This is a genomic window from Acrocarpospora sp. B8E8 (genome assembly GCF_039871605.1).
Lineage (GTDB): Bacteria > Actinomycetota > Actinomycetes > Streptosporangiales > Streptosporangiaceae > Acrocarpospora > Acrocarpospora macrocephala.
Genome location: NZ_JBDPLV010000021.1, coordinates 109,771 through 135,638, shown reverse-complemented (window position 1 = coordinate 135,638; position 25,868 = coordinate 109,771). Strand labels below are relative to the sequence as shown.

Below are 25,868 nucleotides of genomic sequence, written 5' to 3'. Positions count from 1 at the left end.
CGGGTGCGTTCGGGTGGGTCATTCTGCGCCGTGCGGCGTCGTATGGGATGAATCTATCTAGAACGGTCATGCTTGTTCTTCTCGCTTGCTGATGATTTGGATTCGGCGGGCGCGGAAAAGATCTCTGCGTGGCATGTGGAGGTCCTTGCCTTTCCGCGTGATGGCTGGGGTGCCGGGAGCTGTGAGACGCGGCTTCATAGCTCTTGACGACCTGTTCCCAGCGTGCCCGTGATTTGGTTTAATGCGAACAGGAAATCCGTGAAAGAGTTCTTACGGAATTCTCAAGGCACCTCAGTAAGATCGCTGCAAGACCGTGGTGAGAAAATCCTCGTCTGTAGTAATAGGAGGTAAGAATGCCTGCCCCCCAGGAACTCGACCCTGCCGCCAGTCCGCGTGCGCTGGTGGGCTCGGAGGTGCGGAGGTACAGAAAGGCCGCTGGATGGTCGCAAGAGATGCTGGCTGAGAGGATAAACTTCAGCAAGGCAATGGTCAGCCTCGTCGAAACTGCCGAACGCGCTCCCACGCATGACTTCCTCGCACGTTGCGAAAAGGCGCTGGGTCTCAACCAAGAACTCGTCCGCCTGTGGCCCCTGGTAGTCATGAACGCAGGCCCTCAGTGGTTCCTGGAATGGTTGGAACTCGAACCTCTCGCTCGCACGATCCGCACATGGCAACCACTCAACGTGCCCGGCCTGCTGCAGACCGAGGAATACGCTCGCGCGGTCCTCAGCGGGGAACCCGGCCTGCGTACAGAAAGAGTCGAGGAGCTCGTTCTGGCCCGCATGAACCGACAGAGGATCTTCGATCAGCCAGTTCCACCTGTACTGTGGGTGGTCATCGACGAGACGCTGCTATGGCACCCGCTCGGGGGCAAAGAAGTGATGCGTAGTCAGCTTGAGCACCTGATCGAGATGGCCGATCACCCCTTCATCACTATCCAAGTAGTGCCACTGGATAGTGGATCCACAGCCGGCCTGCCTGGAGCATTCGCAATCGCAGACGTTCCTGCTCGGCCTGCTACCATATATCTTGAATCACCCGCGCGCGGATATATCACTGATCATGAACAGGAAGTCGCGGCGATCAGTAACAGATACGAAGCCATAAGCGCGGACGCGCTCCCGGGGCGCGCATCCATCGAGTTGATCAGAGAGACGATGGTGAACAAATGGAGCTGAAAGACGAACTGGCCAGAGCAGCTTGGCGCAAGGCGTCCTTCTCATCATCGAACGGCGGCGACTGCATCGAGGTCGCCCCGTTGTCGGGCGGCCGAGTCGGCATACGCGACACCGAAGCGCCCGAGCAAGCGCCCTTCGTTGTCACCCCAAGTGTCTGGAACGCTTTCGTTAAGGGTGCCAAGGCCGGTGAGTTCGACTTCTGAGCAGGCTGTAGCTTGCGGGGAAACAGAAAGGCCTCCGGCTACCTAGCTGGAGGCCTTTCTGTCATAGATGCAGTGCTTCGGTGTTCAGCACTTGGATGGAACCGGAAATGTGGTCGGCGCGTTTCCATCGTCGCCATATGAGCTGCGCCATCAGGTGTACATTGAATCGAGTATTGACCGCTCAGGCCGAGGAGATCAAGCGGCTGCGGGAACTGGTCGCACCGCTGCAGCGACGGCTGAACATCAAATCCGGCAACTCGGGGGACGCCTCCCTCGAATGAGAAGGTGCGGGGCCGCAAGGAGCGAGCCGAGGACAAGAAGGAGGAGATCGCCGCGATCCTCGCGTTGCGTGCGGATGGGCGCCGCTCGACGACTGCCAGACCAGCGCCATCGGCGGACCGCCGATCGACGTCGCCGTGCCCAGCAGGCCGGAGACCGCGCCGGCGGCCGCGGTCGTCCGCCGGGTCGGGTCCGGCGCCCAGCCGCCGATCGCCAGCACCACCCCGACCAGCACCGCCGCGCCGAGCAGCAGCGCCAGCCAGCGTTGCGGCAGGACCGCGACCAGCCACACGCCGGCCACCGTGCCGGGCACCCGGCCGAACAGCGCCCAGCCCGCGCCGCGCAGGTTCACCGCCTCGCGCTCGCGCAGCGTGACCACCAGGGTGAGCACCACGGCCAGCATGATCAGCATGCCGGGCAGCAGGCCCGGGTCGACGATCGCGACCACCGGCGCGGCCACCATGCCCATGCCGAAGCCGATCGAGCCCTGCAGGCAGCTGGCCACGACGATGGCCAGCGCGACGACGGTGACCGCCCAGCCGCTCACCGCGCGGCGGAGACGCGCGCGTCGAGCGGGTAGTGGCACTCGGCGGTGTGCCCGGGCGACACCCGATCGGCGGTCGTCGGCGGGGTGGTCGCGCACAGGTTGGTGGCTTGCCAGCAGCGGGTCCGGAAGCGACAGCCGCTGGGAGGGTCCAGCGGGGACGGCAGCTCGCCCTTGAGCAGGATCTTCTGCTTCTTCTCCCGATCCGCTCGGCGCAGCGAGGGCGCGGCCGACAGCAAGGCCTTCGTGTACGGGTGCCGCGGGTTCTCGAAGATCTCCTCAGTGGTGCCGGTCTCCACGATCCGGCCGAGGTACATCACCGCGACCCGGTCCGCGACGTGCCGTACCACCGAGAGGTCGTGCGAGATGAACAGGTACGACACCGACAGCGCCCGTTGCAGCTCGTTCAACAGGTTCAGGACCTGGGCCTGCACGGACAGGTCCAGGGCGGACACCGGCTCGTCGCAGATCACCACCTCCGCGCCGAGCGCCAGGGCGCGGGCGATGCCGATGCGCTGCCGCTGCCCGCCGGAGAACTCCTGGGGGTAGCGGTCGGCGTCGCCGGGCCGCAGCCCGACCAGGTGCAGCAGCTCGCGGACCCGGGCGGCGCGCTCGCGCGAGGTGCGGAACAGGTCGCGGTGGGTGTGCCACGGCTCGGCGATGATCTGGGCGGCGGTCAGTCGCGGGTTCAGCGACGCGTACGGGTCCTGGAAGACCATCTGCACCCGGCGCCGCCAGCGCAGCAGCTCGCTCTTGCGCAGGGCGAACGGGTCCACCCCGCTGAACCGGACCGTGCCCTGGTCGGGTCGTTCCAGCAGCATCAGCGTGCGGGCCAGGGTGGATTTCCCGCAGCCGGACTCGCCGACCAGGCCGAGCGTCTCGCCCTTGCGGAGGGTCAGGTCGACGCCGTCGAGGGCGCGCAGCCGGTCGTTGCCGTTCGGCCCCTTGGGCACGTGGAAGGACTTGCTGAGTCCCTGGACGTCGAGCAGCGGCGAGTCGGTCATCGGGCGGTCCCCTCGGCGACGTGGCAGGCGACCGTGCGGCCGGCCCGGGTCTCGAGCGGCGGGCGCTCGGTCTGGCAGACGTCCCGCACCAGCGGGCAGCGCGCCTGGTACGGGCAGCCCGGCGGGATGGAGAACAGGTCAGGCGGAGCGCCCGGGATCGAGCTCAGGTCGGTGCCGCGCTCGGCGTCCACCGGCACCGAGTCGAGCAGCCCTCGGGTGTACGGATGCCGTGGATCCTCGAACACCTCGTCCACCGGCCCGGTCTCGACGATCCGGCCGGAGTACATGACGGCGACCGTGTCCGCCTCCTCGGCGACCACGGCCAGGTCGTGGGTGATCAGCACGACCGCCATGTCGTGCTCCGCGCGCAGCCGGGCGAGGAGCGCCAGGATCTGCGCCTGCACGGTGACGTCCAGGGCGGTGGTCGGCTCGTCGGCGATGAGCACCTTGGGCGAGAGCGCCACCGCCATCGCGATCAGCAGCCGCTGCCGCATGCCGCCGGAGAACTGGTGCGGGTAGGCGTCTACCCGTGACTCCGGCTCGGGGATGCCGACGTGCCCCATCAGCTCGATCGCCTTCGCCCGGGCCTGCCTGGCCGGCATCCGCTGGTGGATCCGGTACGGCTCGGCCAGCTGGGTGCCGACCTTGAGCACCGGGTTCAGGGCGGTGAGCGCGTCCTGGAAGACGATCGACAGCGCCGGACCGGCGAGCTGCCGGCGCCGTTTGCGGCTCACCTTGAGCAGGTCCTCGCCGTCCACCTGGACCGAGCCGGCCGTCACCGAGGCGATCGGCTCGAGCAGCCCGGCGACCGCCTGCGCGGTCATGCTCTTGCCGCAGCCGGACTCGCCGAGCAGCGCCAGCGTGCGGCCGCGGTACGCGGTGAAGCTCACGCCGTCCACCGCGCGGACCGTGCCACGCGGGGTGGCGAGTTCCACGGTCAGCCCGCTGACCTCCATGCCGATCGCGGTCATGTCGTCTCCAGCACGGTCGGCCGGGCGGCGCGGCGCCGCCGGCGGGGTGTGGTCAGGCGCCAGCGCTGTCCCGGGTCGGTGGCGATCCTGACCCAGGACGCGAGCAGGTTCGCCGACACGGTGGTGATCACGATGGCCAGGCCGGGCAGCACCGACAGCCACCACTGGGTGCGCAGCTGGTCGCGGCCCTGGGCGACCATCAGACCCCAGCTCACGTCCGGCGGCTGCACGCCGATGCCGAGGAAGCTGAGCGAGGACTCGGCCAGCATCACGTAGCAGAAGTCCACCGTGGCCACGGTGAGCAGGGTGGGCAGCACGATCGGGAAGATGTGCCGGCGGATGATCGCGCCGCTCGGGGTGCCGAACGTGCGGGCCGCGTCCACGAAGAGCCGGGTCTGCAGTTCGGCCGACTCGGCGCGGGCGGTGCGCAGGTAGACGGGGATGCGGGTGATCGCGAGGATCGCGATGATGCTGGCGATGCTGGGCGAGAAGATGTAGAGCACCACGACCGCCATCAGCAGCGACGGGAAGCTGTACACGACGTCGGCGATCCGCATCGCGACGGTCTCCCGCCACCCGCGGTGATAGCCCGCCCACATCCCGACCGAGGCGCCGATCACCAGCGAGATCAGCACCACCGGCACGACCACGCTCATCGTGGTCTGGGTGGCCACCATGAGCCGGCCGAGCAGGCTGCGGCCGAGCAGGTCGCCGCCGAGCACGTACTGCCAGCCGTGGTCCAGGCCGAACGGCGCCAGCCGGGACAGCGACAGGTCGCCCTTGATGGCGCTGTCGCCGGCCAGCCGCTTGCCGAACACCGCGACGAACGCGACCAGCAGCAGGATCAGCGCGGAGACGAAGGCGGCCGGGTCGGCCAGCAGCAGCCGGAACCAGTTCGCCTTGACCGGCCGGTCCGGGGCGGACGCCTCCGGTGGGTTCTCCAACAGGGTCATGCCGCCGCACCTACCTTCTGTCGAACGCGGGAGTCCAGCAGCGCGTACCCGAGGTCGATTCCGATGTTGAGCACGAAGATGCTGATCGCGGTGACCGCCACGGCCGCCTGGAGCACCGCGAAGTCGCGCTGCAGGATGGAGTCGATCATCAGCTTCCCGATGCCCGGCCAGCCGAAGATGCTCTCCACCACGACCGCGCCGTTGATCAGCCCGACCGCGAGGTCACCCGCGACGGTCAGGGCCGGCGGGGCGGCGTTCTTCAGCGCGTGCCGAGCGACCACGCGGCCCTCTCCGGCGCCCTTGCTGCGGGCCACCTTCACGTACGGGGACCCGAGCGCCGCGATCATCGCGCCGCGGACCACCTGGGTGAGCACGCCGGCTGGCCGGAGCATGAGCACCGCGATCGGCAGCACCCAGCTCAGCCCGCCGGCGTCCACACCCGAGGTGGGCAGCAGGCCGAGCATGATGCTGAACACCCAGATGCCGAGGATGGCCAGCCAGAAGTCCGGCACGCTGGCCGCGGTCATGGACATCAGGCTGGAGATCCGGTCGGCCAGGCCGTTCGGCCGCAGCGCAGCCCAGCACCCCACCGCCGTCGCCACCGCGCACGCCAGGAGCATGGTGACGACGGCCAGCTGGAGCGTGGCCGGGAAGGCCCTTAACGCCATCACCGCGGCGGGCTCGCCGGTGCGCAGTGATGTCCCGAAGTCCAGCCGCACCACCTGGGCGAGGTAGTCGATGAGCTGCGACCAGATCGGCTGGTCGAACCCGTGGGCCGCGCTGAACTGCTCCCGCGCCTGGGCCGTCGCGTTCTCCGGCAGGTACAGCGCGGCCGGGTCGCCGGTGAGCCGGGCGAGCACGAACACGCCCAGCACGACGGCCAGCAGGGGCGGCAGGCTGGTCAGCGTCCGTCGTCGCAGGAAGGTCAGCATTCCATGGGGTCCGATCTGCGGGTCAGCTCTTCGGCTTCACGTCGGCCAGCCGCAGCTCGTCGCCGGTGGCCGCGTCGGGCGTGTAGGAGACGTTCTTGGCCAGGCCGAGCACCGCCCCCATGTTGGCGAGGAAGGTAAAGCCGCGGATGTCCTGGTTCTCACTGGCGAAGACGTCGGCGAACGCCTGCTGCCGGGCGTCGCCGGTCAGCGCGCCGGCCGCCTTGATCTGCTGGTCCAGTTGCGGGCTGCCGCTGCTGCTCTGCGCGCCGTCGGTGGCGAAGTACTGCCCCACGGTGAACGCGGCGTCGCCGGCCTGGTTGCCATGCATGATCATCAGTGCCACCGGCCCGGCGTCCTCGGGGAACGGCCGCAGCTGGTACTTGATCTGGGCGGAGGTGTCCAGCATCTCGATCTTGGCGGTCAGGCCGATCTGGGTCAGGGCGCTCTGGATCAGCTCGATGCTCTCGGCGATCTTCGGGAACTGCGCGGTCCGCCCGATGATCCGGAACGGGGTGTCCACCTTGACGCCGTCCGCGCGGGCCTGGTCGACCAGCGCCTTGGCGGCGGCCAGGTCGTACGGGGTGGGGGTGAGCGACTCGTTGTAGCCGACCACGCCGGGGCCGATCAGCTGGCTGGCCGGTTGCCCGATACCGCCGAACAGCGAGGTGATGATGCCCTGGCGGTCGACCGACATGTCGATGGCCTGGCGCACCCGGATGTCGTCGAGCGGCGCCTCGTCGGTGCTGAAGCGCAGCGCGGTGGTCTCGTTGTTCGGGTACTGCACCCCGGTGTCGCCGGCGCCGTCGTCCGCGCCCAGGTTGGTGGCCAGGTCGGCTTCGCCGTTGACCACCATGGCGGCCCGGACGGTGCCCTCCTCGCGCCACTGGTACTCGGCCTTGGCGTACCTCGGCTTGCTGCCCCAGTAGCCGTCCCAGCTGGTGAGGGTCAGCTTCTGCCCGGCGGCCCAGGTCTCGATCTTGTAGGGGCCGGTGCCGACCGGCTCGCGCACCTTCTCGGTGGTGCTGATGTCGGACTTGGTCATCTCCACGAACGAGACGCGCAGCGGCAGCAACGGGTCGGGCTGCTCGGTCTGGACGGTGACCGTGGCCGCGTCCGGCGCGGCGAGCGTGAGCTTGCCGCTGTCGCCGAACACGTAGCCCTGAACATTGCAGGCCAGGGCCGTGTTGTTCGCGCTCCGCTCGATCGCGGCGACCGCGTCCTCGCTGGTGAAGTCGCTGCCGTCGGAGAACTTCACCCCCGGGCGCAGCTTGAAGGTCCAGAGGGTCGGCTGGGTCTGGGTCCACTCGGTCGCGAGCTTGGGCTCCAGCGCGCCGCTCGTCGGGTTCCGCTCCAGCAGCGGCTCGGTGATGTTGGACCGGACCACGACGCCGGTAGCCGTCAGCGACGCCTCGCAGGGCTCCAGGGTGGGCGGCTCCTGCGGCAGGACGACGCGCAGCGTGTTGCCGGCGCCGGCGGAGTCGCCGGAGGGGGAGTTGGCGACCGAGCATCCGGTGGCGGCCAGCGACATCGTGGCCGCGGCGAGCAGCGCGGCGGCACGGGAATTCCGGGCCCGTAGTCCGTGGGGGGTATGGGTCATGTTCCGCTGACCTCTCAGACGTTGTCTGTATATGTAGACGGAATCTGCGTTCGTGAACGACACCGTAATTTCGGCACAAGCCGCCGTCAAGGTCCCAGGAAACTCTGGTGAAACATCCGGGCGGTGGACCGGACATGCTCGAGCAACACCGCGAGAGCCGGGCTGTCGTCGTCGGGGCGCCAGGCCGCGTACACCTCGACGCAGTCGTCCGGGATCTCCGCCACCGGCAGGAACCGCAGGTTGCGAAGGGTGATCACGGACGCGCAGGCGGGCACGAGCGCGACCCCGAGACCCGCGTCCACCAGGGCGAGCACGCTGTTCACCTGGGTCACGTGCTGGGCGTACGTGGGTTGCACGCCGGCCGACCGGAAGGTGGAGACGACCAGGTCGTGGAAGTAGCGGGCCTCCACCGGCGAGTAGGTCACCACGCTCGACCCGCCGATGTCGGCCAGCTCAGGGGCCCGGCCCAGCCGGGTCAGCGGGTGCCCGCGGGGCACCGCGAGCAGCAGCGACTCGGTGTGCACGAGCATCTGCTCCAGCGCCGCCCCGGGCGGCACGCCGCGGGTCAGGCCGATGTCGATCTCCTCGGCCAGCAGCGCCTCGATCTGCCTGCCGGTGACCATCTCGCGGAGCACCCGGTGCACTTCGGGCAGCTGGTCGTCCAGGAACGTCACCCACGCGCCGAGCACGCTGAGCGCGGCGGTCGCGGTGAAGCCGACGCGCAGCGTGCCGCGCGAGCCGTGCGCCGCGCGCTGGGCCAGCAGCGGCGCCGCCGCGGCCAGTCTGAGCAGGCGCCGGGCCTCGTCCAGGAAGACCCGGCCGGCCGGGGTCAGCTCGACCGAGCGCGAGGTGCGGATGAGCAGATCGACCCCCACCGCCCGCTCCAGCTTCTGCATCTGGCGGCTTAACGGCGGCTGGGTCATCCGCAGCCGCTCGGCGGCCCGGCCGAAGTTGCGCTCCTCGGCAACCGCGACGAACCCCCGGAGTTGATCCAGACTGAACATCGTTCCTCCCGCGTTATGCAGTCTGGGTATCAAACCATGCCCTAAGTGTCTTGGACAGGTATCGCGGCATCCGCCTACCTTCGTCGTACCAATTGCCTCGGATCTGGAGCCTTCATGACGACGTTCTCGCCCACTCAGCTGCGCGACACGCTGGGTTCCGGGCTGCTCTGCTTCCCGGTCACGCACATGACCGCGGAGCTCACTTTCGACGAGCCCGCGTTCCGTTCGCACCTGCGGTGGCTGGCGGCCTACGACGCTCGCGGGGTGTTCCCGGCCGGCGGCACCGGCGAGTTCTTCTGTCACACCCTGACCGAGGTCGGGCAGGTCGTGCGCGCGGCGGTGGCCGAGGCCAAGCCGGGCGTGCCGGTGGTCGCCCCGGCCGGGTACGGCACCTCGCTCGCGGTGGAGATGGCCCGCGACGGCGAGCGGGCGGGCGCGGACGGCATCTTCCTGCTGCCGCCGTACCTCACCGAGCTGGACCAGGAAGGCCTCAAGGAGCACGTGCGCGCGGTCTGCCGCGCCACCTCGCTGGGCGTGATCGTCTACCACCGGGCGAACGCCCGCTTCACCCCGCGGACCTTCATCGAGCTGACCGAGGAACTGCCGAACCTGATCGGCTTCAAGGACGGCATCGGCGACGTCGACGTGATCGCCCACCTTTACGCGGTGCTCGGCCCCCGGCTGGTCTACGTCGGCGGCCTGCCCACCGCGGAGACCTACGCGCTGCCCTACCTCGAGCTCGGTGCCACCACCTACTCCTCGGCGATCTTCAACTTCGCGCCGCAGTGGGCCAGCGACTTCTACACCTCGGTGGTCAAGCGTGACCGTGACGACGTGTACGCCCGGATCCGTGACTTCGTCCTCCCGTACCTGGACATCCGCAACCGGCGCAGCGGATACGCGGTGTCGATCGTCAAGGCCGGCATGACCGCGGTCGGGCGCAGCGCCGGTCCGGTCCGTCCGCCGCTGTCCGACCTGACGCCGGCGGAACTGGCCGAGCTGACCGAGCTGATCGCGGCCACGGACTCGATCGAACGGGTGGGCTGAGCATGTCCCCGACCGCCACCATCGGCCTCACCGGCGACCTGCTCGTCGGTGCCGGCGCCTACCGCGGCACGCACGGCGAGATCGCCGCGGTCGACCCGCGCGCCGGGCAGGAACTTCAGCCGTCGTACGGCCTGGGCGGCCCCGCGGACGTGCGGCGGGCCGCCGAGCTGGCCGAGGCCGCCTTCGACACCTACCGGGAGACCACGCCCGCGGTCCGCGCCGGTTTCCTCACCGCCATCGCGGACGGCCTCGACGCGCTCGGCGACGAGTTGATCGCCCGGGTCACCGCCGAGACCGGCATCCCGGCCGCCCGGGTCACCGGCGAGCTGGCCCGCACCACCAACCAGCTGCGATTGTTCGCGGACGTGGTGCGCGACGGCGGCTGGCTGGGCGCGCGGATCGACCCGGCGCTGCCGGAGCGTACGCCGCTGCCCCGCCCCGACATCCGCCGCCGGCTGGTTCCCCTCGGCCCGGTCGCGGTCTTCGCGGCCAGTAACTTCCCGCTCGCGTTCTCGGTGGCCGGCGGCGACACCGCGGCCGCGCTGGCGGCCGGCGCCCCGGTGATCGTGAAGGCGCACAGCTCGCACCCGGGCACCTCCGAGCTGGTCGGCCGGGTGATCCAGCGCGCGGTCGCCGACCTCGGCCTGCCCGAGGGGGTCTTCTCCCTCCTCTTCGGCGCCGGCCGCGAGGTGGGCATCGCGCTGGTCACCGACCCGCGGATCAAGGCGGTCGGCTTCACCGGCTCGCGCAGCGGCGGACTCGCCCTGGTCGCCGCCGCCCAGGCCCGGCCCGAGCCGATCCCGGTTTATGCGGAGATGTCCAGCATCAACCCGGTGATCGTGCTGCCCGCCGCGCTGCGCGGCCGGGGCGGCGAGATCGGCCGGGCGCTGGTCGCCTCGATGACCGTCGGCCAGGGCCAGCTGTGCACCAGCCCGGGCCTGGTCTTCGCGGTCGACGGGCCTGGCGTGGCGGAGTTCGTGGCCGCGGCCGCCGAGGCGCTGCGCGCGGTCCCGGCCGCGCCCATGCTCTCGGCCGGCATCCAGCAGGCGTTCGCCGAGGGCGTCGAGCGGCTGCGGACCGCGACCGGCGTGGAGATCGCCGCCGCCGGGGAGGCGGGCGACGGGATCGCCGCGCCGGGGCAGGCCCATCTCTTCCGGACCACGAACGCGGAGCTCCGCGACAACCCGGCTCTGCGGGAGGAGGTGTTCGGGGCCAGTTCGCTGATTGTCACGGTGAACTCGATGGCCGAGTTGCGGGACACCGTGGCGGGCCTGGAGGGCCAGCTCACCCTGACGCTGCACGCGGACGACGCGGATCTGGACGCGGCTCGCGCGCTGCTGCCGCTGCTGGAGCGCAAGGCCGGGCGGATCATCGTGAACGGCTGGCCGACCGGCGTCGAGGTCGGGCCCGCGATGGTGCACGGCGGGCCGTTCCCGGCGACCTCGGACCCGCGGACCACCTCGGTCGGCACCGCCGCGATCGAGCGGTTCCTGCGGCCGGTGGCGTACCAGAACCTGCCCGCCGGACTGCTGCCGGCCGGGCTCGACGACGCGAACACGCTCGGCCTGCCGAGGCGGGTCGATGGCCGCTTCGATGGCCGCTGAGACGCCACGGGTCACCGGGATGCGGGTGGTGCCGGTCGCCGGGCACGACAGCATGCTGCTGAACCTGAGCGGCGCGCACGGGCCGTTCTTCACCCGGACGGTCGTGGTGCTCTCCGCCTCCGACGGCAGCACCGGCGTCGGCGAGGTGCCCGGCGGCGAGGAGATCGCGCGCACCCTCGAGGAGTCGCGGGACCTGGTGGTGGGCCGGCCGATCGGAGCATATTTAAGCGTGCTCGGCGCGGTGCGTACCCGGTTCGCGGGCCGGGACGCGGGCGGCCGCGGGCCGCAGACGTTCGACCTGCGCACCACCGTGCACGTGGCGACCGCCCTGGAGGCCGCGCTGCTCGACCTGCTCGGCAAGCACCTCGGGGTGCCCGTCTGCGACCTGCTCGGCGACGGGCGGCAGCGGGACCGCGTGCGCACCCTCGGCTATCTGTTCTTCGTCGGCGACCGCACGGCCACCGACCTGCCCTATCGCGCCGAGGGCGGACCGGACGCGTGGACCCGGCTGCGCGACGAGCCGGCGCTCACCCCGGAGGCCGTGGTCGCGCTGGCCGAGGCCGCGCGGCAGCGGTACGGCTTCGCGGACTTCAAGCTCAAGGGCGGGGTGCTGCCGGGCGAGGACGAGGTCGCCGCGGTCACGGCGCTGAAGGCGCGGTTCCCGGACGCGCGGATCACGCTTGATCCGAACGGCGCCTGGCCGCTGGCCGACGCGATCGGCCACGGGCTGGCGATGCGCGGCGTGGTGGCCTACGCCGAGGACCCGTGCGGTGCCGAGCAGGGCTTCTCCGGCCGGGAGGTGATGGCCGAGTTCCGCCGCGCCACCGGCTTGCCGACGGCGACCAACATGATCGCCACCGACTGGCGCGAGCTGGGCCACGCGATCCGCGCCGGCGCGGTCGACATCCCGCTGGCCGACCCGCACTTCTGGGGCATGCAGGCCTCGGTCCGGGTCGCCCAGCTGTGCGCTGCCTGGGGGCTGACCTGGGGCTCGCACTCGAACAACCACTTCGACATCTCGCTGGCGATGTTCACCCACGTGGCGGCGGCCGCGCCCGGCGAGATCACCGCGATCGACACGCACTGGATCTGGCAGGATGGCCAGCGCCTCACCCGCGCGCCGCTGGAGATCAGGGGCGGCTACCTGGACGTGCCCACCGCCGGTGGTCTCGGCGTCGACCTCGACGAGGACCGGCTGGCTGAGGCGCACGAGCTGTACCGCGCCCAGGGGCTGGGCGGTCGCGATGATGCGGTGGCGATGCAATACCTTGTGCCCGGCTGGTCCTTCCACCCCAAACAACCCGCCCTGGTCCGATGATCCGGAGGTACGCATGACTGTGCTGCAGGTCGGCCCGCTGATGCCGTTCCTGGAGGCCGACCTGCGCGAGCTCTACGCCGCGCAGCGGCTGCCGGACCCGCCGGACTCCTTTCTCGACGGCCCCGGCGCTCAGGTCGAGGTCGTGGTCACCTCCGGCCGGACCGGTGTGGACGCCGGCCTGATGCGGCGGCTGCCCGCGTTGCGCGCGATCGTCAACTTCGGCGCCGGATACGACACCACCGACGTGGCCGAGGCCGCCCGCTGCGGCATCGCGGTGTCGAACACCCCGGACGTGCTCGACGACTGCGTGGCGGACACCGCGCTCGGGCTGATCATCGACGTGATGCGCGGGCTGAGCGCCTCCGACCGGTTCGTGCGCCGGGGTGACTGGGCGGCGGGTGGCAACTACCCGCTGGCGCGGAAGGTGAGCGGGGCCCGGGTGGGGATCCTCGGCCTGGGCCGGATCGGGCTGGCGATCGCCCGGCGGCTGGAGGGCTTCGACTGCGTGATCTCCTACCACAACCGGCGGCGCCGGGATGTGCCCTACCGCTACGTGAGCACGCCGGTCGAGCTGGCCGCCGAAGCGGACGTGCTGGTGGTGGCGGTGTCCGGCGGCCCGCAGACGCGTCACCTGGTGTCCGCCGAGGTGATCGCCGCACTGGGCGCGGACGGCTTGCTGGTGAACGTCGCCCGCGGCTCGGTGGTGGACGAGCCGGCGCTGGTCACCGCGCTGGTGGCGGGCCGGCTCGGCGGCGCCGGTCTGGACGCGTTCGCGGACGAGCCGCACGTCCCGGCCGACCTGCTCGCGCTGGACCGGGTGGTGCTGACCCCGCACCTGGCCAGCGGCACCACCGAGACCCGGCGCGCGATGGCCGACCTGGTGCTGGCGAACGTGGCGCAGTTCCGCAAGAACGGCACGCTGGTGACGCCGATCGTTTAGATCATGACGTGCTGCTCGGGGTGGCCGACGGCGATCGCTTCGGCAGGGCGTCAGGCGCTTGAAGCGTTTCCTGACGCTGAAGGATTTATGGCTGAGATCAAGCGGCTTAAGAACCTTTGAGGGAGCGTGGCAAGGTTTAGCCGGGACCGGCCCCCAGGCACGCGCGCGACGGCGGCCAGCGCCCGATCCTGATAGTCGACCAGTTCCGCTGACCCCGAGGCCGCTCGTCGTCAGTGCACCACGTTGCGCAGAGGATGGCCGGCGGCGAGGGCGTCGATCGCCGCGGCGATGTCCTGGGCCCGGCCGCGGAACGTGTCATCGGTGTGGCCCGCCTGGTGGGGGGTCAGCAGCACGTTGGGCAGCGCGGCGAAGTCGTGGCTCGCCGGGGGCTTGCCCTCGCGCGGGTGACCCCACCACACGTCCAGCGCCGCCCCCGCGATAGTGCAGTCGGCCAGCGCGGCGTAGGTCGCGGCCTCGTCCAGGACCGGCCCGCGGGCGACATTGATCAACAGGGCGTCCGGGCGCATCAACCGGTACTGCTTCTCGCCGAGCAGGCCGCGCGTCGCGTCGGTCAGCGGCACGGTCACCACCACGACGTCCGACGTGGCCAGGAGACGGTCCAGCTCGTCGATGCCGCCCACCCAGGCCAGCTCCACCCCGGCAGGACCCGCCGCCGACGGACGCGCCCGCACCGCCTGCACCCGGGCGCCGAACGCCCCGGCCAGCCGGGCCACCTCCGTCCCGATCTCGCCGAGCCCGATGAGCCCGACCATCCGGCCGTGCAGCGTCGGCCCGAGCGGGACCGCCGGGTCGGTGAGCACCGACCGCCACACGCCGCGGCGGAACTCGGCGTCCGACCGCGGCACTCGCCGGGCGAGCAGGACGGCGCTCGCCAGCACGTACTCGGCGATGGACCGGCCGTGGTGGAAGGTGTTCACGACCCGGACGCCGGCCGGCAGGTCGGCGAGCGGGATCTTGTCGTAGCCGGCGCCGGTGACGTGCACCAGGCGCAGCCGCCCGGCGGCGCGGGCCATCTCGGTCGTCATGCTCGCGGCGACCAGCACGTCGGCCGTACGCAGGGCCTCGATCTGCCGCTCGTGGTCCCAGCCCGACGCGAAGGTCCAGTGGTGGGCGCTGCCAGCGGTCAGCACGTCGGCGTAACGGTCCATGATCCGGTCGGTCTGGAGCACCCGCAGCGGCGTCACCATCGCGGCGACACCGCCCGGTAGGACGGATCGATCGTCTGCATGTAGCCGGTGTCGTCGCGGTTGCGCAGCCCGCAGGACAGGTACTGCTCGTGCAGCCGGCCCAGGGCGTCGCGATCCAGCTCGACGCCGAGCCCGGGACCGTCCGGCACCGCGACCGCGCCGTCCGCGAAGCCGATGGCGCCGGGCTTGATCACGTCCTCGTCCGCGCGCTTCCACGGCCAGTGCGTGTCGCAGGCGTAGTCCAGGTTCGGCGTGGCCGCGGCCAGGTGGGTCATCGCGGCCAGGCTGATCCCCAGGTGCGAGTTGGAATGCATGGACAGCCCGAGACCGAAGGTCCGGCACAGCCCGCCGAGCAGTTGCGAGCGGCGCAGCCCGCCCCAGAAGTGGTGGTCGGAGAGCACTACGCCGACCGCGTCCGCGCGGACGGCCGGCGGCACGTCGTCGAAGGCGACCACACACATGTTCGTGGCGAGCGGCATCGGCACCTGCCGGGCCACCTCGGCCATCCCCTCGATGCCGGGGGTCGGGTCCTCCAGGTACTCGAGTACGCCCGCGAGCGCCTTGCCCACCATCACCGAGGTCTCCACCGTCCAGGCGGCGTTCGGATCCAGCCGCAGCGGCAGGTCCGGGAACTCCGCACGCAACGCGAGGATCGCGGCGATCTCCTCCTCGGGCGGGAACACGCCGCCCTTGAGCTTCAGCGCGCCGAAGCCGTACCTGTCGATCATGGTACGGGCCTGCCCCACGATGCCCTCCGGATCGAGCGCGGCGCCCCACTCGTCCGCCGGAGCGCCGGGATGGCCCGCCCACTTGTAGAAGAGATAGCCGCTGTACGCCACCCGGTCGCGGAGCCGTCCGCCGAGCAGGTCGGACACCGGCCGGCCGACGGCCTTGCCCTGGATGTCGAGCAGCGCGACCTCGAACGGCGACAGCACCCGGTCGGCGGTGCTGGAGCCGGTCACCATGCCGCTCATGCCGTGGCCCCCGGTGGTGGTGTCCACGGCCAGCACCCGGGTCACCCGGGCCGCGGCGTCGTTGAGATCGAAGACCTCGGTGCCGATCAGGGCGTCGGCGGCGGCGCGCAGCCGGGCCAGGTGAGCCTCATCACCGTACGTCTCGCCGAGCCCGGTCAGCCCGTCCGCGGTCTCCACCTCGACGATCGCGCGCAGGGCGTACGGTTCGTGCACGCCTACGGTGTTCAGCAGGGGCAGGTCGTGGAAAGCCACGGGGGTGGTCGTGATACGTGTGACACGGTCCTGAACCATGTTCGATATTCTGGCATATGTCTACATGCTCGAACAATGCTGGAAAGTGTCCGCATATGTGGACAGCACTTCCCGCTCCGGCTACGCTGAGCAGCATGACGGATGATCTCGAGGAGACCGGAGGAGTCCGCGAGGTCAAATCTGCGGCGCGTACGGTCGAGTTGCTGGAGTACCTGGCGGCCCGGCGCAACCGCCCGGCCCGGCTGCGGGAGCTCTCCGACGCGCTCGGCGTGCCGCGCAGCAGCCTGCACGCCCTGCTCCGGACCCTGGTCAAGCACGGCTGGGTGCGCGCCGACTCGTCCGGCTCGCTCTACGGCATCGGCATCCGGGCCCTGCTGGCCGGCACCAGCTACCTGGACACCGACCCCTACCTGGCGCTGATCGTGCCGTTCCTGGAGGAGCTGCGGGAGAAGGTCGACGAGACGTTCCACTTCGGGCGGCTCGACGGGCCGGACGTGGTCTACCTGGCCACCCGCGAGTCGAGCCAGTATCTGCGGCCGTACAGCCGGGTCGGGCGGCGGCTGCCCGCGTACAGCACGGCGCTGGGCAAGTCGCTGCTGGCCGAGCGCAGCCCGGCGCAGCTCGACGGGCACCTGCCGAAGACGATGGAAGCGCTCACCCGCCACACCATCACCTCGCGCGCCGCGCTGGAAGCGGAACTGGATCGCACCCGCAAGCGCGGCTACGCGATCGACGAGCAGGAGAACAGCCTCGGGCTGCGCTGCTACGCGGTCGCCCTGCACTACGCCGACCCGCCGGTCGACGCGATAAGCGTGTCCATCCCGCTCGCGCGGCTCTCCACGGAAGGCGAACTCGAGGTCGTCGCCATCATGCTCCAGTTGCGCGACCGCATCACCCGCGTCGTCAACCCGCTCGGCGGGCTCTCCGGGTAGTCAGCGCCTTGATCGGCGCATGAAGGCCCATGACATATCCGGTTCTATCGCCCATTTAGTCACTCGCCGTACCGGTGATGTGCAAAGTACCGCGGTAAGCGCGACGGCGACCACGAGCATGGCTGCCACGCCAGCGGGATTGACCAGCTGGTCGTGGAAGCGCTCGATGACCTTCACCACGAATCCGTGCAGCAGGTACGCGTAGATCGTGGCTGCTCCGAGGGCCGTGAACCAGGTGCGGCGGGAGGTGGTCACGGCCAGGAACGCGGCCACCAGGAGTGCTCCGACGAGGAGCAGGGCCAGGCGGATCGCGCTTCCGGTGAGGTCGTCGACGCCGATCTGGCCGTTGGCGTGGCGCCAGCGGATCCACTCGGTCTTGACCGCGGTGTGTACGGCGAACGCGATCCCGAGTCCGGCGGCGAGGACCACGGCCCCGGTGATTCTGATCCATTTGCGCTTGAGCAGCTGGAAGTGTTCCGGCCTGAGCATCAGCCCTAGCACGTAGAAGGGCAGCAGGCCCATCGTCCGGTTCATCGACAGCTCGTCGGGAAGCGGATTCATCCCCGACAGCACCGATATCCCCACCGCGACCGCCAGCGGCCACTTCACCTGGAACCAAAGCGGGGTCGACAGCCGCCAGAGGAACAGCGACATGAGGAACCAGGTCAGGAAGTAGGGATCGAGGAGGGTGATCTCCAGCTTGCCGTACAGAAAGTAGCGCGGGAGTGAGTAGGCCACTTCGAAGATGACGTACGGAACGGCCAGGCTGGTGATCAGCTTTCGGGCCCGGAGAGCGGTGAAATTTCGTGATAAGTAGCCGCTGATGACGATGAAGAGCGGCATGTGGAACAGGTACACGAAGAAGTAGAGGGCGTGCGCCGCCTGGACATCGCGCAAGTCCTCGATCAGGTGTCCCGCCACCACGAGAACGATCGCCAGGAACTTCGCGTTGTCCAGGAACGGGTCACGACGCTTGTCAGCCTCCGGTCCAGCCGGACTGGCCGGACCGGCCGAGGTGATCGCAGCGGTCGAACTGGGCGACGCTTCGGGGTGGGCAGGAGACGGCGCTGTCACGCGCCGCAGTGTAACGAGCCCGTTCTAGCCCTCGGCCAACATCATCCGAACATCAGCCGAACTCATCACGACAACCACCGTCGAAGACTTACGGCCGCGTGAAACTCCCCGGCCCTCGCTCCCGCGACGAACGCATCCCACTCACCAGACGTGTAACCCATGACCGGGCCATTCCCCGATTCTTGGAATCCCGAAGTGCGACAGCCCCGCTACTGACTACCAGCCCCTTGCCCAGCGGACACCCGTCCTATACCAGACGGATGGCAACGCGACATGCTACGGAACCACTTCGATGTTCGCCATCATGCCCTTGTCCTCGTGGTTGAGGATGTGGCAATGGAACGGATACTTCCCGAGGAAATCCCGGAACCGCATCCGGATCACCACTTCCCCGCGCACCGGCAGTTGCACGGTGTCCTGCCAGCTGCCCGCTTGGTACGGCGTGCCGTTCACGCTCATGACCTGGAAATCATTGACGTGGCTGTGAAAGGTGTGCTCCTCGTCGGAGATGTTGCGGACCGTCCACTCCTCGGTGGTGTTCAGCCGGGCGCGTACGTCGATCCGGTTGGGATCGAACAGCTTGTTGTCGATGAAGAACTGGGTGGCGTTCTCGGAGAACGTGATGACACGACGCCGATCGACCCGGCGCTTACGCAGATCATCGAACGGCGCGAATGTCGTGGGCAGCGTCGCCGGTTTCATGGGCGAGCCCGCGGACACCAGGGTGGCCAGGGTCGCCTCCGGATAGGCGTCCCCCGCGGGTCCGGTGCTGTACGCCAAGGTCCGCAGCACGCTCTGGCCCGCCGGAGGTCCCTGCACCAGGACGTCGAAGCGGCTGCCCGGGGGCATCACGAGCGTGTCGGCGCTCCACACCGCGCTGACGGGGTTGGCGTCCTGCGCGATGACGTGGAAGCGCGACCCCGGCAACTGGACCTTGTAGGCGATGTTGGCCCCGATGTTGGCCAGTCGCCAGTGCTGGGTCTCGCCGGGGCGGATGCCGATGATCGGGTCGACCAGCCCGTTGACGGTCCGCGTCGTCGGCGCGTTACTGTCGATGTCGGCGGTGGGAATGGCGCCGTCGCGGGTCTGGAAATCCTTCAAGGCGATAAGGCGCTGGGCGATGTGCTTCAGGTTTTCCGGCAGGTATTTCTCCAGACCGTCGATCACGATGGCCCCCGACAGGCCGGCGAACACCTGCGGTTCGCTGAGCGGGTGCGCATGCGAGTGGTACCAGTACGTTCCCGGGGTCAGGTCTTTCGGCAACCGGTAGCTGTAGTGGAAGGTCTCGCCCGGGTGAATGTGGAGGTAGGCGTTGTCGGAATGCCCCTGCGGTGAGATATGCCAGCCGTGCGTGTGCAGGTTGGTGTGTTCCGGCAGCTTGTTCACCAGGGTCAGATCGAGGCGGTCGCCGGGGCGTAGCCGAATCGTCGGAGGCATGTACTCGCCGTTGTAGGTCAGCGCTCGCAGCCGCCGGCCCGCCAGATCCACGGTGCGTATCTCGGCGACCAGCCGTACTTTTAGGGTCTTGTTCCTGCTGACCAGCTCGTACGGCTGGCGGAAAGCTTTCCGCGCCTTGGTTGCCGTCGGTTGCGGGTCCGATTGGACGGGGGGAACGGTGCCGCAACCGCTGATCACGACGATGCCGGCGATCAAGCTGACCAGCGTGGCCCGGCTTGCAGACATGGAGTCCCTCACGTGCGACGAGTGGGGGCGAGGAAATCGTATGACCGATTGACGGGAGCTCCGAGCCGACACTCAGCCCCGGCTCACCCGGGAATCCGAATATTTCGGTGAATCGCTTCACCAGAGAAACGTGTCTGGTAAAGCCTAAAACGGAACTTGACCGTAAATTGCAGATACTCCTGGATAATTCCCAAGAGCTCAAGCCGGAAATCTTATCTTTCTTGGCGTGCTGTTCATCCAAAGCAGGCGACGTCATACCGCACGATAAGGAAAGGGAGTTTTCTTGCTCCAGCGCAATCCCGCGTGAGGGAGGAGAACGATGTCTTGGCAGGATCGCGCGGCCCGCGCGCTACGGGTGCTCGACGGCGACTCCAGCGGCAACGGGGACCACAGCCGGCAGATCTTCAACCACGTCCTGAACGAGTCGAACCGCGACGACTACATCAGCCGCGACTTCTTCAACGTCCAGCAGACCGCGGGCGGCCTGCCCGAGGGTGTCTCCTTCGACCAGTTCGTCGGGCTCGTGGCCGGGCATGTGCGCAACGAGCTGGAGGGGAGCGGCTTCGGCGACGAGCTGAGCGACGCCGACTTCCGCTCGGCCGCGCTCAGCTTCGACGAAACCATCCGCCAGCACATCCGCTTCCTCAACGGCGTCGTGCACCAGGCGGCGCCCGGCGAGGTGCATCTCAACCTGTGGGACCTGATCCTGCGCTCCCGCGACGACAACGCGAGCATCTACTCCTGCTACCGCGACTTCCTCGTGGACGCCTAGACGGATGGTTCAGGACAGACCGGTCACCTCGGCGCTGGCCGCCCACAGGGCCTCGGCTCGCGCCAGATCGCCCATGGCGGCGGGAACGTTCCGCGGCCGGTCCTTCTTGAAGTAGCGGCCGGAGTTCGTGACACCGTCCGCCGCGGTCGCCAGATGGACCAGCCGGGCGGCCCCGGACTCGGGTGGCTCGGCGAGCCCGGGAAGGGTGAGCGCGCGCATGAGGAAAGTTCCAGCGGCGAATCCCGTTCTGATCACGCCGGGATGAAAGCAGGTCGCCGCGGTCCCCCGCGCCGCAAGGGCGACCGTAAACAGAACATTGGCCTGTTTGGAGTCCCCGTACTGCTGCCATCCATTCCACCGCCGCCCATTTCGGGACAAATCCGAAATATCGAGCTTTGCCCAATAGGCGGCCCGGGAGGTCGTCGTGACCACCCGCCCCACCCGGTCCAGGAGCAGGTTGGTCAGCAGGAACGGCGACAGGTGGTTGACCTGGATCATCAGCTCGTGACCGTCTGAGGTGAGCTCCCTGCGCGGGGTCATCACTCCGGCGTTGTTGGCCAGAACGTCTACGCGCGCGCAGTGTTCCTTGATCTCGTCGGCTGCCTGCCGTACCGAATCGAAGGACGCGTAGTCGGCCACGACGATCTTCGGATCACTATCCGAAACCGCTCTCGCACGCTCGGCTACCGCCGTGAGCCTGGCCCGGCTGCGGCCGACCAGGACAAGTTGGTGCCCCTTTTTGGCGAGATCAAGGGCGGAAGCTGCGCCGATTCCCGCGCTCGCCCCCGTAATCACAGTAATCATCAGTTCCTCCACTGCGCACGAACTGTATCGGTGCTAGTCTCCTGTGCGATCTTCCGGAGGTGCATTTCCCCCCAAATGCGGCGCGAGCCTCCACGCACTGCAGGAGTGGCCATGGGTTCAAGAAACCGGTCGATTCGGTTCAAGATCTTTCTCTTGCTGCTCTTACCTCTGCTGACCTTGAGTGCTTTGTGGGGATTCGTCCTCAATCTGACCGTCGGCGACGGCCTCGCGCTCCTGCGGGCCGCCACGCTGTACGAGACGATCGGAGTGACCTCCACCGACCTCGGCCTGCGGATCCAGGAAGAGCGATCACTCTCCGCCGACGTGCTCAGCAGCGGCCAGACCAACTCGGCCGAGCTCAGCACCATGCAGGCCAAGACGACCGCGGCCGTGGACGCGTTCACCAAGGCCGCCAAGGATCCCGAAGCGCGCGGCTCGATGAGCGAGGAGCTGCAGTCGCCCCTCGACAGCCTCATCGTCGCCCTCGGGAACCTGCCGAGGATCCGGGACTCGGTCGCGCTGGGCAACGCCACCCGGCTGGACGCGATCAAGTCCTACAACTCGATCATGGACGAGCTGTTCCGGGTCTACGACCGGATGGTCTCCGTGCCGGATCTGGGCATCTTCCAGCAGGCCAACGCCATGCAGGCGATGGGCAACGCGCACGAGATGATCGCCCGCGAGGACGCGCTCATCCGCGGCGCGCTGTCCAGGGGCAAGCTGACCGCCGAGGAGCACAACGCCTTCAGCGAGTGGGTGGCCACCCGGCAGTTCCTCTACGCGAAGAATCTCCCGGTGCTCGAAGGCGGCATGCGCACGCCGTACGAGACGGTGCTCAACTCCGATCTGTTCACCCAGTTCCAGCTGCTGGAGAACCAGATCGTCAACCAGGTGCGCTCCGGCGGGCCGCTGCCGGCCGAGGCCGGCAAGTGGAAGTCCACCGTGGACAGCCTGATCGTCCGGCTGGACGACGCCCGGATCCGCTCCTCCGACGCGCTCAACGACAACGCCACCTCGGTGGCCACCGGGATCATGGCCAGGATCGCCATCGCCGGCGGCCTCGGCTTGGTGGCTGTGGTGGCCACGATCATCTTCTCGGTCCGCTTCGGCCGCCGCCTCGTCCGCGACCTCGCCGGGCTGCGCCTCGCCGCCATCGAGCTCGCGGACGTACGGCTCCCGCGGGTCGTCGACCGCCTCAAGAAGGGCGAGGAGGTCGACATCGAGACGGAGGCCCCGCCGATCGTCGCGGGCGGCTCCACCGAGGTCGAGGACGTGGCCCAGGCGTTCAGCTCGGTCCAGCGCACCGCCGTCGAGGCCGCCGTCGGCCAGGCCAACCTGCGCCGCGGCGTCAACCACGTCTTCCTCAATCTGGCCCGCCGCAAGCAGAGCCTGCTGCACCGCCAGCTCACCCTGCTCGACTCCATGCAGCGCCGGGCCAACGACCCGGAGACCCTGGAGGACCTGTTCCGGCTCGACCACCTCACCACCCGGATGCGCCGCCACGCCGAAGGCCTGATCATCCTGTCCGGCGCCACGCCCGGCCGGTCCTGGCGCAAGCCGGTCCCGATCATCGACGTGGTCCGCGCCGCCGTCGCCGAGGTGGAGGACTTCACCCGGGTGACCGTGCTGCCGATGCCGGAGTCCGCCGTGGCCGGCGCGTCGGTGGCCGACCTCATCCACCTGGTCGCCGAACTGATCGAGAACGCCACCGTCTTCTCCCCGCCGCAGACCAAGGTCCAGGTGCGCGCCGAGATGGTCGCCAACGGCCTGGTGCTGGAGGTGGAGGACCGCGGCCTCGGCCTCGCCCCCGAGGAATACGAGGCGATCAACGCGAAGCTGGTGACGCCCCCTGAGTTCGACCTGGCCGACAGCGACCGCCTCGGCCTGTTCGTGGTCGGCCAGCTCGCCGCCCGGTACGGCATCGGCGTGGTGCTGCGCTCCTCCCCGTACGGCGGCACGACGGCCATCGTGCTCGTGCCCAGGGCCCTGGTGGCCGAGGAGGGATCACCCGCCTCCATCCCCCCCGCCAAGGTTCAGGCGGAGGTCGTGCCCGCGCAGCCCGCGCTCACGGCCGCCGAGCCCCCGATCGACGTCGACGACCCCGAACGGGCCGGCCCGGAAACCTCGCCGTTCTTCACCCCCGCCGCGCTGCGGACCGAGCCCGTCCCGTCGGCGCCCCGCAACGACAATGGTCTCGCGGTGGTGCCCCAGGCTGCCCCGTCGAACGGCGGGCTGCCCGCGCTGCCGTCCCGGCGGCGTGGCGGCCGGACGGAGGAACCGGCTGCGCCGGCCTCGCCCCCTCCGCCGAAGCCCAGCTCCTCGGTGGCCAGCGGAACCCACGCGGGCCTGCCCCGCCGCGTTCGCCAGTCGCACATCGCCCCCCAGCTCAAGGAATCCGAGCCGGAGCGGGCACTGCCACTGTCCGCGCCCACGCCCACCGAACGTACGCCGGAGGAGGCTCGGGCCATGTTCTCCGCCTTCCAGCAGGGGGCGCGGCGGGGCCGTGAGGATGCAGACTACGCAGATACCACTAACGGCGAGAAGGGTGAGGAATGACCGGGAAAGTGACTGCGTCTGGCGAGCTGAACTGGTTGCTGGACGACCTGATCAGCAGGGTCGGAGCCGTCCGCCAAGCGGTGATCCTGTCCACCGACGGCCTGGTCGTCGGGGCCTCCCAGGGACTCACCCGCGAGGACGCCGAGCACCTGTCCGCCGTGGCAGCCGGATTTCAGAGCCTCGCCCGAGGCGCGGGACGACATTTCGCCGGCGGCGAGGTGCGCCAGACCATTGTGGAAATGGAAGCTGCGTTCCTATTTGTCACCGCCGCCGGGCAAGGTACCTGCCTGGCCGTCTTGGCCGCTTCTGACGCTGACGTGGGCCACATCGCGTACGAGATGGCGATGCTCGTCAAACGCGTCGGGCAGCACATATCCACCAATCCCCGGCGGAACTCCCCATGACGCCGCCGCCGGAGTGGCTCGACGAGGAGGCGGGGCCGATCGTCCGGCCCTACGCCCTCACCCGTGGGCGCGCCCATTCCTCGGCCGACGACATGGACCTGATCGCCATGGTGACGGCCGTCGGAAAGACCCCGCGCGACCCCGCGGACATCGGTCCTGAACAATGGCGAATCCTGGACATCACCGCCAGAGCCACCTCCGTGGTAGACATTGCCTCCGAACTGGATCTCGCCCTCGGAGTCGTCCGCGTCCTCCTCGGAGATCTGCAGGACCAAGGTCTGATCCGGGTACGGCCACCGGCCCAGGTCGCGCCGCTCCCCAGCGAGCGCATTCTCAAGGAAGTGATCAATGGCCTTCGCGCCCTCTGACGAGCCGGTCGCCCTCAAGATCCTCGTCGCCGGCGGCTTCGGCGTCGGCAAGACCACGCTAGTCGGAGCGATCAGTGAGATCCGTCCGCTGCGCACCGAAGAAGTCCTCTCCGACCGGGGGGTCGGCGTCGACGACGTCGGCGGCGTCGAAACCAAGACGACGACCACCGTCGCGATGGACTTCGGCCGCATCACGATCCGCGAAGGCCTGGTCGTCTACCTGTTCGGCACCCCCGGACAGGAACGTTTCTGGTTCATGTGGGACGAGCTCTCGTACGGCGCGCTGGGCGCGGTCGTCATCGCCGACACCCGCCGACTAACCGACTGCTTCCCGTCGATCGACTACTTCGAACAGCGGGGCACCCCGTTCATCGTGGCCGTCAACTGCTTCGACGGCGCGGAACGCTACGAGCCGGACGACGTCCGCATAGCCCTGGACCTGGACCCCGAGGTCCCGGTCCTGCTCTGCGACGTCCGCCGCCGCGCCTCTGCCAAGGTAGTTCTGGTCACCTTGGTCGAGCATGCCCTAAAGACACTGACCGCCAGCCAAAGGTGATCGTCTTGAGCGCGATCGTTCTCGCGCTCAAGACGCTCTATCCACGAATGGCGGACAAGTCCATCTGTTTGGTGATGGCCCAGCGCTCGTGATCGCGCCAGGTATCACCGATCTTGATATACCCGGGCGAGAACCCTTCCATACGGAACCCGAGCCGCTTGACCAAGTTCAGCGACGCGTCGTTCCCCGGCTGAATATCAGCTTCGATCCGGTTGAGATCCAGATCATCGAAAGCGAAGCGAACCACGAGCGCCACGCTTGCCGACATATAGCCCTGCCTTGCGTAGGGCAAGAACACGGAGTATCCCAGCACGCCCCGCTGATAGGGACCACGAACGATCTCATTGATGTTCACCATCCCGATCAAGTCCCCGTCCTCAGATCGACATGCCACCATACAGACCGTGGTGACCCCATCGGACTTGGCCAGATAATCAGCGAACTCGCTCGGCGAAAGCGGCAATCTCACCCATGGATGGTGGAGCCCGGTGCTGAGGTTGGCCAGTTCGAGAAACCGCACCTCGTCTTCCGCAGCGAGCATACGCACCACTACCGGGGATACCAACGTTTGGTTGACGCTCACCTCGAGAGTCTATGTTAGGCAGTGCCGGTGTGTCTGCAAATATCGGCGGTATTTACAGATCATTGACAGACGCCCGACCATGAACGATCAAGCAGGCGACCACCTGGTCGGGAGTCCCAACCGAGCCC

Annotated in this window: 25 protein-coding genes; 12 read left to right on the top strand and 13 right to left on the bottom strand. The window is 69.0% G+C overall.

Translation table 11 applies throughout. The features are described from left to right. The first annotated feature begins 353 nt into the window (after positions 1-353). Together ABGB08_RS22065 and ABGB08_RS22060 are read left to right on the top strand one after the other, a co-directional pair. Complete coding sequence (locus tag ABGB08_RS22065) at positions 354-1,178, top strand: helix-turn-helix transcriptional regulator (protein WP_347593151.1); 825 nt, start codon at positions 354-356, stop codon at positions 1,176-1,178. Then, on the top strand, positions 1,169-1,381 hold the full coding sequence (locus ABGB08_RS22060) for a DUF397 domain-containing protein (protein WP_347593149.1): 213 nt from the start codon (positions 1,169-1,171) through the stop codon (positions 1,379-1,381). Before ABGB08_RS22065 ends, ABGB08_RS22060 begins: the two co-directional genes overlap by 10 nt. A 181-nt stretch (positions 1,382-1,562) precedes the next feature. On the opposite strand, the gene ABGB08_RS22055 is transcribed toward ABGB08_RS22060, so the two are convergent. The 7 genes from ABGB08_RS22055 to ABGB08_RS22025 form a co-directional block, all read right to left on the bottom strand. Further along, entirely contained in the window at positions 1,563-2,207 is a 645-nt protein-coding gene (locus ABGB08_RS22055) for a sulfite exporter TauE/SafE family protein (protein ID WP_347593147.1), read from the bottom strand. Continuing rightward, positions 2,204-3,208, bottom strand: a complete 1,005-nt coding sequence (locus ABGB08_RS22050; protein WP_347593145.1) for an oligopeptide/dipeptide ABC transporter ATP-binding protein — start codon at positions 3,206-3,208, stop codon at positions 2,204-2,206. Before ABGB08_RS22050 ends, ABGB08_RS22055 begins: the two co-directional genes overlap by 4 nt. Next, on the bottom strand, positions 3,205-4,179 hold the full coding sequence (locus tag ABGB08_RS22045; RefSeq protein ID WP_347593143.1) for an ABC transporter ATP-binding protein: 975 nt from the start codon (positions 4,177-4,179) through the stop codon (positions 3,205-3,207). The genes ABGB08_RS22050 and ABGB08_RS22045 overlap by 4 nt, the downstream gene beginning before the upstream one ends. Further along, complete coding sequence (locus ABGB08_RS22040) at positions 4,176-5,132, bottom strand: ABC transporter permease (protein ID WP_347593141.1); 957 nt, start codon at positions 5,130-5,132, stop codon at positions 4,176-4,178. The genes ABGB08_RS22045 and ABGB08_RS22040 overlap by 4 nt, the downstream gene beginning before the upstream one ends. After that, a complete protein-coding gene (locus tag ABGB08_RS22035; RefSeq protein WP_347593139.1) occupies positions 5,129-6,064 on the bottom strand; it encodes an ABC transporter permease in 936 nt (311 codons plus the stop codon). The genes ABGB08_RS22040 and ABGB08_RS22035 overlap by 4 nt, the downstream gene beginning before the upstream one ends. Before the next feature lie 22 nt (positions 6,065-6,086). Then, a complete protein-coding gene (locus tag ABGB08_RS22030; protein WP_347593137.1) occupies positions 6,087-7,661 on the bottom strand; it encodes an ABC transporter substrate-binding protein in 1,575 nt (524 codons plus the stop codon). An 86-nt stretch (positions 7,662-7,747) separates the two neighbouring features. Further along, positions 7,748-8,665 (bottom strand): LysR family transcriptional regulator, encoded by a 918-nt coding sequence (locus tag ABGB08_RS22025; RefSeq protein WP_155360909.1) that lies wholly within the window; start codon positions 8,663-8,665, stop codon positions 7,748-7,750. A 114-nt stretch (positions 8,666-8,779) separates the two neighbouring features. Between ABGB08_RS22025 and kdgD the strand changes: the two genes are divergently transcribed. Genes kdgD through ABGB08_RS22005 form a run of 4 tightly spaced genes read left to right on the top strand, consistent with a single transcriptional unit; the run spans position 8,780 to position 13,574 of the window. Continuing rightward, the gene (gene kdgD / locus ABGB08_RS22020; RefSeq protein ID WP_347593134.1) at positions 8,780-9,712 is read left to right on the top strand and encodes a 5-dehydro-4-deoxyglucarate dehydratase; all 933 of its coding nucleotides are present in this window, start codon (positions 8,780-8,782) and stop codon (positions 9,710-9,712) included. Positions 9,713-9,714: 2 nt separating this feature from the next. Beyond that, positions 9,715-11,316, top strand: coding sequence for an aldehyde dehydrogenase (NADP(+)) (locus ABGB08_RS22015; protein ID WP_347593132.1), 1,602 nt, complete (start codon positions 9,715-9,717; stop codon positions 11,314-11,316). Continuing rightward, positions 11,294-12,634 (top strand): enolase C-terminal domain-like protein, encoded by a 1,341-nt coding sequence (locus ABGB08_RS22010; RefSeq protein WP_347593130.1) that lies wholly within the window; start codon positions 11,294-11,296, stop codon positions 12,632-12,634. Before ABGB08_RS22015 ends, ABGB08_RS22010 begins: the two co-directional genes overlap by 23 nt. 13 nt (positions 12,635-12,647) lie before the next feature. Beyond that, positions 12,648-13,574: a 2-hydroxyacid dehydrogenase gene (locus ABGB08_RS22005; RefSeq protein ID WP_347593128.1), complete on the top strand. Its 927-nt coding sequence runs from the start codon at positions 12,648-12,650 to the stop codon at positions 13,572-13,574. Positions 13,575-13,804: 230 nt separating this feature from the next. Here ABGB08_RS22005 and ABGB08_RS22000 read toward each other — a convergent pair whose 3' ends face one another. Both ABGB08_RS22000 and ABGB08_RS21995 read right to left on the bottom strand, forming a co-directional pair. Next, positions 13,805-14,782 (bottom strand): 2-hydroxyacid dehydrogenase, encoded by a 978-nt coding sequence (locus ABGB08_RS22000; protein ID WP_347593126.1) that lies wholly within the window; start codon positions 14,780-14,782, stop codon positions 13,805-13,807. Then, positions 14,776-16,047 carry a glucarate dehydratase family protein gene (locus ABGB08_RS21995; RefSeq protein WP_347593124.1) on the bottom strand — a complete coding sequence of 424 codons (1,272 nt, stop codon included), beginning with the start codon at positions 16,045-16,047 and terminating at the stop codon, positions 14,776-14,778. Before ABGB08_RS21995 ends, ABGB08_RS22000 begins: the two co-directional genes overlap by 7 nt. Before the next feature lie 95 nt (positions 16,048-16,142). Between ABGB08_RS21995 and ABGB08_RS21990 the strand changes: the two genes are divergently transcribed. Next, positions 16,143-16,940 carry an IclR family transcriptional regulator gene (locus ABGB08_RS21990; protein WP_347593122.1) on the top strand — a complete coding sequence of 266 codons (798 nt, stop codon included), beginning with the start codon at positions 16,143-16,145 and terminating at the stop codon, positions 16,938-16,940. Here ABGB08_RS21990 and ABGB08_RS21985 read toward each other — a convergent pair whose 3' ends face one another. Both ABGB08_RS21985 and ABGB08_RS21980 read right to left on the bottom strand, forming a co-directional pair. Then, positions 16,941-18,014, bottom strand: a complete 1,074-nt coding sequence (locus ABGB08_RS21985) for an acyltransferase family protein (RefSeq protein ID WP_347593120.1) — start codon at positions 18,012-18,014, stop codon at positions 16,941-16,943. Positions 18,015-18,290: 276 nt separating this feature from the next. Further along, complete coding sequence (locus tag ABGB08_RS21980) at positions 18,291-19,697, bottom strand: multicopper oxidase family protein (RefSeq protein ID WP_347593118.1); 1,407 nt, start codon at positions 19,695-19,697, stop codon at positions 18,291-18,293. 319 nt (positions 19,698-20,016) lie between these two features. Between ABGB08_RS21980 and ABGB08_RS21975 the strand changes: the two genes are divergently transcribed. Continuing rightward, on the top strand, positions 20,017-20,469 hold the full coding sequence (locus tag ABGB08_RS21975; RefSeq protein ID WP_347593116.1) for a hypothetical protein: 453 nt from the start codon (positions 20,017-20,019) through the stop codon (positions 20,467-20,469). Between the two features lie 9 nt (positions 20,470-20,478). On the opposite strand, the gene ABGB08_RS21970 is transcribed toward ABGB08_RS21975, so the two are convergent. After that, positions 20,479-21,273, bottom strand: coding sequence for an SDR family NAD(P)-dependent oxidoreductase (locus tag ABGB08_RS21970; protein WP_347593114.1), 795 nt, complete (start codon positions 21,271-21,273; stop codon positions 20,479-20,481). Positions 21,274-21,426: 153 nt separating this feature from the next. Between ABGB08_RS21970 and ABGB08_RS21965 the strand changes: the two genes are divergently transcribed. From ABGB08_RS21965 to ABGB08_RS21950, 4 genes are read left to right on the top strand one after another with little or no spacing between them, the layout of a single operon-like run. Next, positions 21,427-23,829 carry a nitrate- and nitrite sensing domain-containing protein gene (locus ABGB08_RS21965; protein ID WP_347593112.1) on the top strand — a complete coding sequence of 801 codons (2,403 nt, stop codon included), beginning with the start codon at positions 21,427-21,429 and terminating at the stop codon, positions 23,827-23,829. Further along, positions 23,826-24,233, top strand: a complete 408-nt coding sequence (locus tag ABGB08_RS21960; RefSeq protein ID WP_155348089.1) for a roadblock/LC7 domain-containing protein — start codon at positions 23,826-23,828, stop codon at positions 24,231-24,233. Before ABGB08_RS21965 ends, ABGB08_RS21960 begins: the two co-directional genes overlap by 4 nt. Beyond that, a complete protein-coding gene (locus ABGB08_RS21955) occupies positions 24,230-24,601 on the top strand; it encodes a DUF742 domain-containing protein (protein WP_155348088.1) in 372 nt (123 codons plus the stop codon). The genes ABGB08_RS21960 and ABGB08_RS21955 overlap by 4 nt, the downstream gene beginning before the upstream one ends. Continuing rightward, positions 24,582-25,157 carry an ATP/GTP-binding protein gene (locus ABGB08_RS21950; RefSeq protein WP_155341286.1) on the top strand — a complete coding sequence of 192 codons (576 nt, stop codon included), beginning with the start codon at positions 24,582-24,584 and terminating at the stop codon, positions 25,155-25,157. Before ABGB08_RS21955 ends, ABGB08_RS21950 begins: the two co-directional genes overlap by 20 nt. Before the next feature lie 37 nt (positions 25,158-25,194). Here ABGB08_RS21950 and ABGB08_RS21945 read toward each other — a convergent pair whose 3' ends face one another. Further along, entirely contained in the window at positions 25,195-25,740 is a 546-nt protein-coding gene (locus ABGB08_RS21945; RefSeq protein WP_347593109.1) for a GNAT family protein, read from the bottom strand. Positions 25,741-25,868: the final 128 nt, after the last annotated feature.